General features: G+C 50.3%; 13 protein-coding genes, 1 tRNA gene and 1 pseudogene. 6 read left to right on the forward strand and 9 right to left on the reverse strand.

Going from position 1 to position 12,536, the window contains the following annotated elements; genetic code table 11:
• Positions 1–182 precede the first annotated feature (182 nt).
• A complete protein-coding gene (locus MN084_RS08135) occupies positions 183–710 on the reverse strand; it encodes a helix-turn-helix domain-containing protein (protein WP_330178470.1) in 528 nt (175 codons plus the stop codon).
• Positions 711–854: 144 nt separating this feature from the next.
• Here MN084_RS08135 and MN084_RS08140 point away from each other — a divergent pair, with 144 nt between their 5' ends.
• The 3 genes from MN084_RS08140 to MN084_RS08150 all read left to right on the forward strand — a co-directional run bounded on the left by MN084_RS08140 (position 855) and on the right by MN084_RS08150 (position 2,134).
• On the forward strand, positions 855–1,154 hold the full coding sequence (locus MN084_RS08140) for a helix-turn-helix domain-containing protein (protein WP_241086932.1): 300 nt from the start codon (positions 855–857) through the stop codon (positions 1,152–1,154).
• A 90-nt stretch (positions 1,155–1,244) separates the two neighbouring features.
• Complete coding sequence (locus MN084_RS08145; protein ID WP_330178471.1) at positions 1,245–1,733, forward strand: helix-turn-helix domain-containing protein; 489 nt, start codon at positions 1,245–1,247, stop codon at positions 1,731–1,733.
• Positions 1,730–2,134, forward strand: coding sequence for a hypothetical protein (locus MN084_RS08150; protein ID WP_241087310.1), 405 nt, complete (start codon positions 1,730–1,732; stop codon positions 2,132–2,134). The genes MN084_RS08145 and MN084_RS08150 overlap by 4 nt, the downstream gene beginning before the upstream one ends.
• A 328-nt stretch (positions 2,135–2,462) precedes the next feature.
• On the opposite strand, the pseudogene MN084_RS08155 reads toward MN084_RS08150, so the two are convergent.
• Positions 2,463–3,113: pseudogene (locus MN084_RS08155) on the reverse strand (IS1595 family transposase); the annotation flags it as partial.
• A gap of 379 nt (positions 3,114–3,492) precedes the next feature.
• Positions 3,493–3,582, reverse strand: a tRNA-Ser gene (locus MN084_RS08160).
• Between the two features lie 196 nt (positions 3,583–3,778).
• On the opposite strand from MN084_RS08160, the gene MN084_RS08165 reads away from it, so the two are divergent.
• Together MN084_RS08165 and MN084_RS08170 are read left to right on the forward strand one after the other, a co-directional pair.
• Complete coding sequence (locus MN084_RS08165; protein WP_241087308.1) at positions 3,779–4,450, forward strand: Bax inhibitor-1/YccA family protein; 672 nt, start codon at positions 3,779–3,781, stop codon at positions 4,448–4,450.
• 67 nt (positions 4,451–4,517) lie between these two features.
• Positions 4,518–4,697 carry a hypothetical protein gene (locus MN084_RS08170; protein ID WP_241087307.1) on the forward strand — a complete coding sequence of 60 codons (180 nt, stop codon included), beginning with the start codon at positions 4,518–4,520 and terminating at the stop codon, positions 4,695–4,697.
• A gap of 26 nt (positions 4,698–4,723) precedes the next feature.
• Here the strand turns inward: MN084_RS08170 and serS are convergent, their stop codons facing one another.
• The 6 genes from serS to MN084_RS08200 all read right to left on the reverse strand — a co-directional run bounded on the left by serS (position 4,724) and on the right by MN084_RS08200 (position 11,047).
• Complete coding sequence (serS, locus tag MN084_RS08175; RefSeq protein WP_241087306.1) at positions 4,724–5,998, reverse strand: serine--tRNA ligase; 1,275 nt, start codon at positions 5,996–5,998, stop codon at positions 4,724–4,726.
• Positions 5,999–6,001: 3 nt separating this feature from the next.
• Positions 6,002–6,313 (reverse strand): DUF190 domain-containing protein, encoded by a 312-nt coding sequence (locus tag MN084_RS08180; protein WP_241087305.1) that lies wholly within the window; start codon positions 6,311–6,313, stop codon positions 6,002–6,004.
• Entirely contained in the window at positions 6,310–6,684 is a 375-nt protein-coding gene (crcB, locus tag MN084_RS08185) for a fluoride efflux transporter CrcB (RefSeq protein WP_241087304.1), read from the reverse strand. The genes MN084_RS08180 and crcB overlap by 4 nt, the downstream gene beginning before the upstream one ends.
• 59 nt (positions 6,685–6,743) lie before the next feature.
• The gene (locus MN084_RS08190) at positions 6,744–8,024 is read right to left on the reverse strand and encodes a replication-associated recombination protein A (RefSeq protein ID WP_241087399.1); all 1,281 of its coding nucleotides are present in this window, start codon (positions 8,022–8,024) and stop codon (positions 6,744–6,746) included.
• 75 nt (positions 8,025–8,099) lie between these two features.
• The gene (gene lolA, locus MN084_RS08195; protein WP_330178472.1) at positions 8,100–8,732 is read right to left on the reverse strand and encodes an outer membrane lipoprotein chaperone LolA; all 633 of its coding nucleotides are present in this window, start codon (positions 8,730–8,732) and stop codon (positions 8,100–8,102) included.
• Positions 8,733–8,734: 2 nt separating this feature from the next.
• On the reverse strand, positions 8,735–11,047 hold the full coding sequence (locus MN084_RS08200; protein ID WP_277400517.1) for a DNA translocase FtsK: 2,313 nt from the start codon (positions 11,045–11,047) through the stop codon (positions 8,735–8,737).
• Between the two features lie 209 nt (positions 11,048–11,256).
• On the opposite strand from MN084_RS08200, the gene trxB reads away from it, so the two are divergent.
• Positions 11,257–12,231, forward strand: coding sequence for a thioredoxin-disulfide reductase (gene trxB, locus MN084_RS08205; RefSeq protein WP_241087301.1), 975 nt, complete (start codon positions 11,257–11,259; stop codon positions 12,229–12,231).
• Positions 12,232–12,536: the final 305 nt, after the last annotated feature.

Consider the following 12,536-nt stretch of genomic DNA (forward strand, 5'->3'; position numbering starts at 1 on the left):
ACATATAGATAGCGAAAACCGGGATATGATCCAATACGATTGGATTAGGTGGGATGATAAGGAAAATCAGAGGGTTAGAGGGCATTTAATCGTTAGGTAAAAAATGAGAAAATGCGACTCATCAAGCCCCAAAGGCTTTAATAAAGTAAAACCGTCAAGATAAACGCGACGAGAACAGCTTACTATTTTGCTTCTTCGCGGTCCTGTAGTGAGCGAAGTGTTTCATATAGACGCTCAACTCCAGATTGTTCAAGCCCATGGAGTGTCACTAGTTCGATGATCAGTGCAGCCCATATAGCTGCTGGGTTTGAGCTGGGATCATCTTTTGTCATATCGAAAGCAACCTGGGAGGCTGTCCTGAACTTCTCTGCTTGGCGCTCCCACTCCTTTTGCTCGCCAGATGAGCGTTCCGTGGGAGGTTCAGGTTCTGGTGTGGGCTGTTGAGCCATAATCATGGCGCCACTCCCTGTTAGTAACCAGTTGGCATTGCAATCGAGGCGTGCGAGCGCTGCAATAACCTGGCTTCCAGGGGTATGTCCACCTGATTCATAACGCTGCCAGGACTTCTTCCCAATACCCAGCAAACCATCCATCTCTGCTTGAGATACCCCAAAATGCTCCCGAAGCTTCTTTAATCGGTCAAAAAACCTATTATTTAGGGTATTACTTTCTTCGTCCAAAGCGTTACCCTTTTTAATTTTCTTATTCATAGGGTAACACTTCCCGTTATTATCTCTATAAAACAAATAGTTATATTCATCTTTAACAATATGCTGCGTAATTAGGGTAATACTTAAAGCGATACCCTATATACTGGTTGACACGCCTCATTTTTCATGGCTATCATGCACCGCATGAAGAATAAAATTCCTACAAAAAAATACCCCCGGGAGGATTGGCATCCAGCAGATATCAAAGCCGCCCTGGAAAAAGCCGGTTGGTCACTATCTCGGCTCTCTATCCATCACGGCTACGCCAGCCGCAACACACTAAAGCATGCGCTACAGCGTAGTTGGCCCAAGGGTCAACGGCTGATTGCCCAGGCAATCGGTGTTCCACCCGAAAAAATCTGGCCTTCCCGATATAGAAAACATTCACCTGATGCCTCCAAAAAGTCTAACCCAAAACAGAGAAGAAGGCGCGTTGAAGGATAACAATTCCTACCTTCTTTCTATCTCGATTCGATTTCAACCTATACCTCGGCTGAAAATCTCGCCAGTACTCGTTTTGGAAGGAGATAACTTATGAGCTTTCCAAGAAAACGGCGTAACTGGAAGCGAGTGCGTCCGAGCAATCTTCGGGATGCCTTTCGTCTCTGCAAAGAGTATGCAAGAGAGAAGAAAAACCTAAGCGTTGAACGGATCGCCGATCTGATGGGTGTGTCGGTAGACAGCCTCTATAAGTGGTTATCCAACGGCAAAATGCCTGCCTCGATGATCCAGGGCTACGAACATTTCTGCGGTATTCATCTTGTCAGCGATTACCTGGCCTCCAGCGCAAACAGACTGGTGATTGATATCCCTACTGGTCGAGCCGTTTCGGCGATGGAAACCAATGAGCTGCAGGCCGTTTTTTCAGATGCCTTCGGCATGCTGATCCGTTACTACAACGGTGAAGCCGATCAGCAGGTGACAGAGGATAACCTGACCTGCATTTTAGCCGGCTTGGTCTGGCACCGTGAGAATGTACGAAAGACGGAACAACCAGAACTCGAATTCGGAGTTAAGGAGTGAACAAGAGATCTCCTGTTCACTCCTTGAGTAATCCAGATACCACGCTAGTTGAGATTGCCGAGGCGCTTGGTCTTAGTAAAAAAAGCGTATCAACTCGCGCCAAACGCGCAAGCTGGCCATACCGGGAAAAGGCGGCCCTGGGAGGTCAAAGACGTCTCTACTCTCTAACATCACTCCCCGATGAGATGGCAGTCAGCCTGGTGATGCTACGCATTAAGCATCATGAGCCAAGCCCGGCAGAGATCCAGAAGGCGGCGAAACGCCTGTCGAACAATGCAAAGAACCGCATTCTACGCCAAGCCGCTTCAGAGATTGCCACTAAACCTCTCGCAGAGCTGCCTGAACCCGTAGAAACCCCTCTGGGCACAGCGTTTTCTGGAAGAGATCCCTGCCGAATTTAAAAACTACGGTCGCATGGGCAAGAACGCGATCCGAGCAATCAAGCCTTTCGTGCGCCGTACCATGGATGGCCTCTGGCCGATGGATGTTGTGACTGTCGATGGACACATTTTTAAAGCCTATGTCCGTCATCCGGCTACCGGTGCCCGTTTCCGACCGGAGGTCACTACTGAGTTTTTCCTGAGCGATTACGCAATACCACATTTCGATTATCGTCCTCATCAATGCGCTGGCCAACCCGTTGCAGCTTATCGTTCATCTTTTTCTCCATCGATTTAACCCGCTGGGCAGGCTCTGTATTCATGCTATCTAGCATGGAACCTTTGTAACTGCTCTGAGGCAGTAGAGCCCATCAGAAAGAACTGTGCTGCCAGCACACAGACTGGATCTGGCATATCGAACGATCTCCGCACTCTGAAAACCGCGGAGCCGACGCAGTTGGATCTTCATTGGCCTGCCGTCCTGCGTCGTCTCAACAGCTGCCACGAAAGGAATTTTATTACGAGACCCTCGCCCACGCTTTCCCGGTTTCTCACCACCAATACAGGCATCATCCATCTCGATGCGACCAGCCAGTTTTTTTTGACTCTGACGTTCCATTATCACCTGCATCAGTTTGTGCTTGAGCTTCCAGGCTGTATTGTAGTTCACACCAATTTCACGGGACAGTTGCAAGGCAGAAGTACTTTTTTTACGCTGAGTCAACAAATAGATGGCCAGAAACCACTTCTTCAACGGCAGCTTGGTGCCGTGAAAGATGGTGCCAGCAATCAGGGAGCTTTGGTGGTGGCATTTATGGCACTGATATATCTTACGGCTTTTGAGTTCACAACCTGTTGTGTTGCCACACTCAGGACATATATATCCGGTAGGCCAACGCAGTCGGTACAATGCTTGTTGACATTGCTCTTCAGAACCATACTTTTCAATAAATTCGTGCAAACTAGGACCTTTTTGAAACTGCACTGTATTTTTTGTCATGATAGAAAACCCTCTGTATTCAGTAGCTTATATTATGCAATGACCACCGGCTCAATAGCTGAGCCTGTTAGGTAATCAGGAAAACAATTAATAGAAACAATCGCCCTACTCAGCCAGATCTTCAATCTCTATCAGAAACGCAATCCAGACGCGCAAGCACCACAATGCTACACAAACACTATTCAAAATGGATCAAAACCGACGCCTACGACATGGTCGCCAGAGCCAACAAACGCTTGAAGTTGTAAATCAGAAAAATAAAGGAAGAAAAGCGGGGATTGAGGCATCTTTCGGAAGCTGCCTAGTCCCCAAAAGGTCCAAAAACAGCTAAAAAGCAGTCCAAAAAATAACTAACTACTTAATTATTAAGGGAATAAAATGGCGGAGAGGCAGGGATTCGAACCCTGGGAGGGGATAAACCCTCGCTGGTTTTCAAGACCAGTGCATTCAACCGCTCTGCCACCTCTCCAATTTCGACGCGAAGGATACATGATTACCCCTCGGTTATGCTAGCCCCCACGTAATAAAAAATGGCTGGTATCTTGAAATATTGCACTTTCCACCCAATTTAGTATGCTGCGAACTAAATATATGTGCCGGGGTCTCAATTACACAGATTTCCGAAAACCTTCAACAGAGCTATAGTAAAGAGAGAAAAACCAATTATGAATCGTCTTGACTATTCCGTCGCCCGCCCGGCTGCCGATGCCCTTTCGGTCAACAAGGTCGTCAAAAACACGTACATACTGCTGTCTGTAACCCTGTTCTTCAGCGCAATAATGGCTGCTGTATCGGTAGTGACACAGATGCCACCGATGACTTATCTCTTGAGCATCGGCGGTGCTTTCCTGCTGATGTGGCTGGTTTTGCCAAAAACTGCAGACTCATCAGCCGGTCTGGTAACAGTTTTCGCCATAACCGGCCTAATGGGATTTGGTCTTGGTCCGATACTCAGTCACTACCTGAGCCTGCCTAATGGCCCACAGATTGTCGCCACTGCTTTTGGTGGTACCGGCGTGATCTTCCTCGGTCTGTCTGGCTATGCTCTGACTTCCCGTCAAAACTTCAACTTTATGGGTGGCTTCCTGGTTGCCGGCCTGTTGATGGTATTTGTAGTCGCCCTGGCGAATATCTTCCTTAATATGCCTGCTCTTTCACTGGCACTCTCAGCCGTTGTTATCATGCTGATGAGCGGATTCATTCTGTATGACACCAGCCGTATGGTACATGGTGGTGAAAACAACTACATCCTGATGACGGTCAGCCTCTATGTGAGCATTTTCAACATCTTTGTTCACCTGCTCCACCTCCTGGGTTTCATGTCCGGTGATGACTGAGGCTAAACGCTGACTTTTTGGAAAGCCCCTGTCTCCGGGGCTTTTTTATTACTGGAGAGAGAATAGTATGGACTGGATGAAGGTTGGCTCTGCTTTGCTTCTGGTGATGATGATTGTGCTGTTGTATCCCAGGGCAAAACGGATGATGAGCGAAGCACCCAAAGCAGAAGCCGGTGACTGGCGCTCCGCCATCCTGCCGATACTGGGTGTCATCGGTTTCGTGATCTTTTTGATGATGACAGTTTGAGATTTTAAACCCTCGCCGACCATCAACTATCCAAGCAGTTCAATCCCACCCATATAAGGCCTAAGTACTTCAGGAACACGAATATGCCCATCCCCCTGCTGATAGTTCTCCATTACAGCGACTAGGGTACGGCCAACGGCAAGTCCTGAACCATTAATGGTATGAACCAGCTCCGGCTTTCCCGTCTCTGGGTTGCGCCAGCGGGCCTGCAGGCGCCGGGCCTGAAAATCACCGAAATTGGAGCAGGATGAGATCTCTCTGTAAGTCTCTTGCGCTGGCAACCAGACTTCCAGATCGTAGGTTTTAGTGGATGAGAATCCAAGGTCGCCGGTACACAGAGTTACCAATCGGTAAGGTAACTCCAATTTCTGCAGAATAATTTCAGCATGGCCGGTAAGCTCTTCAAGGGCCTGATAAGAGTCACCCGGCCGAACCACCTGCACCATCTCCACCTTTTCAAACTGGTGCTGGCGAATCATGCCACGGGTATCCCGGCCATAAGAGCCCGCCTCACTGCGGAAACAAGGCGTTTGGGCTACCCAACGCCTGGGCATATCGGCATCTTCAATAATCGCGTTGCGCACTAGGTTGGTAACAGGCACTTCCGCTGTGGGAATCAGATAATAGGCAAGCTCACCCGAGAGCTTGAACAGGTCCTCTTCAAATTTTGGCAGCTGACCGGTACCACGTAAACTCTCAGCGTTGACCAGATAAGGGACATAGGTCTCGGTGTAGCCGTGTTCTTCGGTGTGGGTATCCAACATGAACTGGGCAAGCGCCCGCTGCATTCTGGCCAGCGGACCCTGCAACGTGACAAAACGGGAGCCGACAATCTTCGATGCCGCTTCGTAGTTCATCAAGCCGCTGGCAACACCCAGGTCCACATGATCTTTAGGCTTAAAATCGAATTGGGCAGGCTCGCCCCAGCGCCGCTCCTCGCGGTTGGATGCTTCATCCTTCCCTTTAGGGACGCTTGAATGGGGGATGTTTGGAATCCCCATGGCAATTGTGCTAAACTCTTTCTGGACGCGGTTCAGATCATCCAGGGCGGCTTTCAGCTTATCCCCAAGGTCGGACACTTCATCCAGCAGAGGCTTAATATCTTCATCTGCGGCCTTGGCCTTGCCTATCTGTTTGGAACGCCTGTTGCGCTCGCTCTGCAACTGCTGGGCGGCAACCTGCAAAGCCTTGCGCTCAACTTCCAGTCGCGAAATAAGCACCACATCCAACTCAACACTGCGACGCTTGAGTTGTTCAGCGGTTGCTGCAAGATCATTTCTTAATAAACGGGGGTCCAGCATTATCTATTCACCACTATTAACGACAGCGGGCCAGCTTACTATCTGGCCCGGTTTAACCAAAGTATTCAGATGCTCAAGAACCTTCGCCACTTTTTCCGGCTCGTCGAAAAACTCAAGCACCAGCGGCAGATTGAGCGACATATCCAATAGAGTTGAGGAGTGCATCTCTCCCGACTGCCCAAAACCGGCAATCCCGCGAAAAGTGGTCACGCCGCGCACTTTCTCCTCATCGTGCAGCAACTCCATCAGACGCTGAAACTGGTGCTCACCCTCTGTGAGGTAGATTCGGACCATAGTGACATTGTTTATCGTCATATCTGTCTCCCGATGATCAACCCTATCCAGCAGGCGAAAACGCAGGCTGAAACAGAGATCATCATATTCAGGCCAGCTTTGAGGTAGTCTGCCTGCTCTATCAGATTAATGGTCTCAATAGAGAAAGTAGAGAAGGTGGTAAAAGCGCCGAGAAAGCCGATCAGCAGCGCACCTCTCAGTTCGGGGCTCACACTCATTCGTTCCAGGAAAAACACATACAAGAAACCCATAACCAGGGAACCCAGCAGATTCACCACCAGTGTTCCATAGGGGAACTCCCGCCCTACAACTGCATAGATACCATTAGAGACCCAGAAACGCATCAAGGCTCCGGCAGCACCGCCTGCAGCTATGGTCAGAACCTGGGACAAATGATTTCTCCTGATGGGGCCAAACGGGGTATTTTACACTTACTGAGAGAGAGGGATAATTATTCCGTTTTTTTCACTGCGTCTATCTCTGCTTTTCTATCCAATTCTTCAAGGCGCTGTAGCTTTTCGCCGATTTTTATCTCCAGACCACGATCAACAGGTTGATAGTAACGACGTTCTCCCATCTCTTCCGGAAAATAGCGCTCCCCTGCTGCATAACCATCAGGCTCATCATGGGCATACCGATAAGCCTTGCCGTATCCAAGCTCTTTCATCAGCCGGGTCGGGGCATTTCTCAAGTGAATAGGGATCTCATGGCTACCGGATTCGCGGATCTCTTTCATCGCAGCGTTATAGGCCATATAGACTGCATTGCTTTTCGGGGCACAGGCGAGATAGATAACCGCTTGGGCAATGGCCAATTCTCCCTCGGGGCTGCCAAGACGCTCCTGAGTCTCCCAGGCACTCAGCGCAATGGTCAGACCGCGGGGGTCTGCGTTGCCGATGTCTTCCGATGCCATGCGAACAACCCGCCGTGCAATATAGAGGGAATCGCAGCCGCCATCCACCATTCGGCAGAACCAATAGAGTGCAGCATCAGGGGCAGAACCTCGCACAGATTTATGCAGGGCTGATATCTGATCGTAAAATGCCTCCCCGCCTTTATCAAACCGGCGGTGACCGCCAACGGCAACCTCCTCTACCGTTTTCCTGGAAATAACTCCGTCATCGGATAGGTCAGAGGCAATCTCCAGTAAATTAAGCGCCCTTCTAGCATCACCGTCTGCTGCTTCTGCAAGTAATCGACCTAACTCTGGAGCCAACTCTATGCCACTGTCGCCCAGCCCTCTTTCAGAATCCGCCAGCGTCTGAACAATGACCTGTTCCAACTCATCACTGCTCAGACTTTTGAGCACATAGATCCGGGCTCGGGAGAGCAGTGCATTATTCAGTTCAAAGGATGGGTTTTCTGTGGTGGCACCGATAAAGACCACGGTTCCATTTTCCACATGGGGAAGAAAGGCATCCTGCTGGGCCTTATTAAAGCGATGTACCTCGTCGATAAAAAGTAGTGTCGCACGCCCTGCTGCCTGAGTTCTGCGTGCTTGTTCGACGGCATTCCGAATATCTTTTACACCGGACAATACAGCCGACAGACTGATGAATTCTGCCCCTGAATGTCGGGCAATAAGGCTGGCCAGGGTGGTTTTTCCTGTTCCCGGAGGCCCCCAAAAGATCATCGAGTGGAGGCGGTCGGACTCGATTGCCATACGCAGCGGTTTTCCCTCACCCACGATATGGGACTGCCCGAGAAATTCAGAGAGTTTTCGTGGCCGCATGCGGTCAGCCAGCGGACGTATCCCTTCTATATCCGAGGCTGAAAAGAGGTCGCTGTCGATCACGGGCAAGTTATATTAAGGCCGGTAGATATCAAATTCGCCAGGGGCATTGAAGACAAAAAAGCTATCACTGAATTCAGGATTCTGCTTGATATCATAAAACTGGAAACGGGTAAGCTGGCCAAATTTGTCAGCCATCTCCATGCGTCTCAATTGATTTTCGGTAAAAGCCAGAAGAATTCGGATAAACTGGCTCTCTTCGTCCCGGGGAATCAATTCCACCCAGGTGAATCCACGGCTGTTACCAATATCGATCACCTCAAAGTGATTTTCTACCGGGTCACCACCGACCAGTAGCATGGCGGGAGTACCCCGCAGTGCTCTGCTCTGGGATTGAACACTCACCTGTTCGAGTTCGGGGTCGTACAGCCACACCTGCCGACCATCGGCAATGATCTGCTGCTTGTCCGGTTCAGAATAGTCCCAGCGGAATTTACCGGGGCGCTGGAGATAAAATATCCCTTGTGAGCGAATTGCCTGCTGTTGATTCTGATCGAGCACCGATTGTTCGAAACCGGCTTCCATACTCTGCAGTTGATCAAGAAAGCGTGTCATCTGCTCAACCCCTGTTGCCGCCATCGCCGTGACAGGGAAGAACAGGAACCATACTACCGGCATCAACCGGCTTAAAATAATACGATTTATCACCTTCATCTCGCTGGTGGTGGAGGCGCCAACACCTCTCTGTTTCCGTTGCTCTGTGCCGGCGTCACTATACCGGTTCGCTCCATCTCTTCGACCAATCTGGCCGCGCGGTTATAACCAATCTTCAGGCGCCGCTGCACACCTGAGATGGAGGCACGCCGTGTTTCGGTAACGATCTGCACGGCCTCATCGTAGAGGGGATCGACATCTTCAACATCACCGCTCTCTCCAGAGAGACCAGGGATTGCCTCTGTTGGTTCCAGAAGAATGGTATCAATGTAGTCAGGTTTGCCGGTTTTCTTTAAATGCGCCACCACCCGGTGGACTTCATTATCATCGACAAATGCCCCATGAATGCGTTGCGGGATATTACCTCCTGGTGGCATGTAGAGCATATCGCCATTACCCAACAGATGTTCGGCACCCATCTGGTCGAGAATGGTGCGGGAATCGATTCGGGATGAGACCTGAAAAGCGATGCGCGTGGGAATGTTAGCTTTAATCAATCCGGTGATGACATCCACCGATGGACGCTGGGTCGCCAGCAGCAGATGAATACCTGAAGCCCGAGCTTTCTGCGCCAGTCGTGCAATCAGCTCTTCAACCTTCTTGCCCACCACCATCATCATATCGGCCAACTCATCGATGACGACCACGATATAGGGCAAGGTGGTCAAATTGGGTATCTGTTCCGCCTCAATCAGGGGGTCCGGCTGAAACAGCGGATCAGCGATCGATTCACCCCGCTTCTCTGCATCGACGACTTTTTTGTTGTATCCAGCAATATTCCGCACACCAAGGGATGCCATCAGGCGATAACGGCGTTCCATCTCACCCACACACCAGCGTAGAGCGTTGGCGGCCTCCTTCATATCGGTCACAACCGGTGTCAACAGATGAGGAATTCCTTCATAAACCGATAACTCCAGCATCTTCGGGTCAACCATGATCAGCCGCACTTCCTGTGGCGACGATTTATACAGCAGGCTCAATATCATGGCATTAACGGCAACGGATTTGCCTGAACCGGTGGTACCGGCAATCAATGCGTGAGGCATTTTACCAAGATCGGCCACCGATGGATTGCCAGAGATATCCTTGCCCAGGGCCAGTGTCAGTGGTGATTTTGCTTCATCGTATGCCTCGGACTTAAGCACCTCACTCAGGTAGACCATCTCGCGGTGTTCATTGGGAATTTCGATACCGATTACCGATTTCCCTGGGATCACCTCCACCACCCGGACACTGATGGTGGAAAGCGCGCGGGCCAGATCTTTGGCCAGATTAGTGATTTTGCTGGCCTTGGTACCGGGTGCCAGATGCAGCTCAAACAGGGTAATTACCGGGCCTGGCAATACAGCAACTACCTCGGCCTCTACACCAAAATCCTTCAGTTTCAGCTCTACCTGTCTTGAGAGTGCCTCAAGGGCCTCATTTGAATAGCCCATACCGCTCGGCTTGGCATCATCCAAAAGAGCCAATGGCGGCAGACTACCTTCCGTAGTTGGCTCAAATAGCGGCACCTGGCGCTCTTTTTCAATCCGTTCGCTCGGCTTGACTGCGCGAATGATCGGTTCATTTTTTGGCGGCTTGCGCTTTTCGATCTTCCTCTTTTCCACTTTGAACACTTCACTGCGCTGTTTTTTCACATCCCTTGCCCTGCGGGCTTCGATAATTTTCATCCAGGCGGACGAGAGCTTGCGAAACAGCCACAACACCATTTCTCCAATACGATCCATGACCGTGAACCAGGAGATGCCGGTAAACAGGGTAAAACCCGAAAGCACCAATGCCAGCGCCAGCAGTGTTCCACCGGCAAAGCTGAAAACATTGACCAAACCACTCTGGAGAAAACTGCCCAGTATTCCACCAACGCCGCCGGGCAGTTCAAGGCTGATGTGGGAAAGATGCATGGCGGTCAGACTGCAACCCGCACCCAGCGTTAGAATAAAACCGATCCAACGCAGTGCAATAAGATGGATGTTGACGCTGTTATCCAGATTACGCTCTTTAATAATCAGCCAGCCACCCCAGCCGATCATTAACGGGAAAAGAAAACCGAAAAGGCCAAATAGATAGAGAAACACATCGGCGAACCAGGCACCGACAGGCCCTCCGCCATTGAGCACCTGGTTACGCGGACCGGTATAAGACCAGCCAGGATCATTGGATGAATAGGTCACCAGTGAAAGCATTAGATAGGCAACCACAGCGATAAGCAGCAATAGCGCACCCTCACGCAACCTCTGCCCTGCATGTGAGCTTTGAGCATCGAGTGTCTGATCTGTGCGACTAGCTTGTGCCACCTTATTCCCCATAAAATATAGATTTTAATTATACACTTAGAAGACTAATCTAGTCTAATTTCGCAAAATTATGAAACAGCAAAAAAACAGAGCAGTTCTATGGCTTAATAAACTAAGCCAGCTTTACCCTCTGCATTACATTACGTAAAATTCACCACAATTGAAGCTTGGCTGTTGCTGGAACCGGACAGTCTGCACCGTTTAACCTGGAGTGATTATACATGACCGATACAAAACATTGCCGTCTGCTTATCCTGGGGTCAGGACCAGCGGGATACACAGCCGCTGTCTATGCAGCAAGAGCTAATCTTGATCCTGTACTGGTCACCGGGATGGAACAAGGTGGCCAGCTCACCACCACCACTGACGTGGATAATTGGCCTGGCGATCATGCAGGTGTTCAAGGTCCAGAACTGATGGACCGTATGCTCAAGCATGCCGAGCGTTTCGATACCGAGGTGATATTCGATCATATCCACACCGCGGATTTAAGCAAGCGCCCTTTCACTCTGTCGGGTGATCAGCATGTTTACACCTGTGACGCTCTGATTATCTGTACCGGTGCCTCCGCCCAATATCTGGGCATGGAGTCGGAAGAGGCCTTCAAAGGGCGCGGCGTTTCCGCCTGCGCCACCTGTGACGGCTTTTTCTACCGAGACCAGAAAGTCGCCATTATCGGCGGCGGCAACACAGCAATCGAGGAGGCACTCTACCTCTCCAACATTGCTAAAAAGGTTGTCATTGTACATCGCAGGGATCAATTCCGTTCAGAGAAAATTCTTGCCGACCAGCTAATTAAAAAAGCCAAGGATGGGAACATCACCATCGAATGGGATCACGTGCTGGATGAAGTATTGGGAGACCAGACCGGTGTTACCGGAATGCGAATCAAAAGCGTGAAAGACGGCTCCACCCGGGAGATCGATCTTCAGGGCATCTTTATCGCGATTGGGCACAAACCCAATACCGACCTGTTCGAAGGCCATCTGGATATGCAGCATGGCTACCTGACAGTACAGGGCGGGATCGATGGCAAAGCAACCCAAACCAGCATCGAGGGTGTTTTTGCTGCGGGCGATGTAATGGACCACGTGTATAAGCAGGCGGTCACTTCTGCCGGCGCGGGTTGTATGTCGGCACTGGATGCCGAGCGTTATCTCGATGCACTGGAAACCGGTAAAGCAAAGCCTATTTAGTGACCTATTTGAACATAAGTAACTGGGGCTCAGAGATTACTGTTTTCCAATAGAGACCTGGGGTGCAACCTGCACAGGCTGCACCCTACAATCTTCGCACCTTGTTTAAAGGTCTGGCGCTATCGTGCCAGATTTCCCCACGCAATCAGCTCCAATACATGACAACCGACTATAATCTCCTGCATTCGATTGACCTGCAGAAATGAGAGGCAGGTAGAGTGCCTGGGATCATCGTCATCACTTTAGGAGCCCTTCAGGTTGCGGTTACGTATTTTTCCAAGCAAGCTTAGTCGCTTTTCCCCACC

It is taken from the genome of Candidatus Vondammii sp. HM_W22, assembly GCF_022530855.2.
In the GTDB taxonomy this organism is placed as follows: Bacteria; Pseudomonadota; Gammaproteobacteria; order Chromatiales; family Chromatiaceae; genus Vondammii.

Excerpts from the sequence above, each read along its gene's own strand:
- MN084_RS08135 (WP_330178470.1), bottom strand. The coding sequence starts at position 710 with ATGAATAAGAAAATTAAAAAGGGTAACGCTTTGGACGAAGAAAGTAAT.
- MN084_RS08140 (WP_241086932.1), top strand. The coding sequence starts at position 855 with ATGAAGAATAAAATTCCTACAAAAAAATACCCCCGGGAGGATTGGCAT.
- MN084_RS08145 (WP_330178471.1), top strand. The coding sequence starts at position 1,245 with ATGAGCTTTCCAAGAAAACGGCGTAACTGGAAGCGAGTGCGTCCGAGC.
- MN084_RS08165 (WP_241087308.1), top strand. The coding sequence starts at position 3,779 with ATGAATCGTCTTGACTATTCCGTCGCCCGCCCGGCTGCCGATGCCCTT.
- MN084_RS08170 (WP_241087307.1), top strand. The coding sequence starts at position 4,518 with ATGGACTGGATGAAGGTTGGCTCTGCTTTGCTTCTGGTGATGATGATT.
- serS (WP_241087306.1), bottom strand. The coding sequence starts at position 5,998 with ATGCTGGACCCCCGTTTATTAAGAAATGATCTTGCAGCAACCGCTGAA.
- MN084_RS08180 (WP_241087305.1), bottom strand. The coding sequence starts at position 6,313 with ATGACGATAAACAATGTCACTATGGTCCGAATCTACCTCACAGAGGGT.
- MN084_RS08190 (WP_241087399.1), bottom strand. The coding sequence starts at position 8,024 with ATGCGGCCACGAAAACTCTCTGAATTTCTCGGGCAGTCCCATATCGTG.
- MN084_RS08200 (WP_277400517.1), bottom strand. The coding sequence starts at position 11,047 with ATGGGGAATAAGGTGGCACAAGCTAGTCGCACAGATCAGACACTCGAT.
- trxB (WP_241087301.1), top strand. The coding sequence starts at position 11,257 with ATGACCGATACAAAACATTGCCGTCTGCTTATCCTGGGGTCAGGACCA.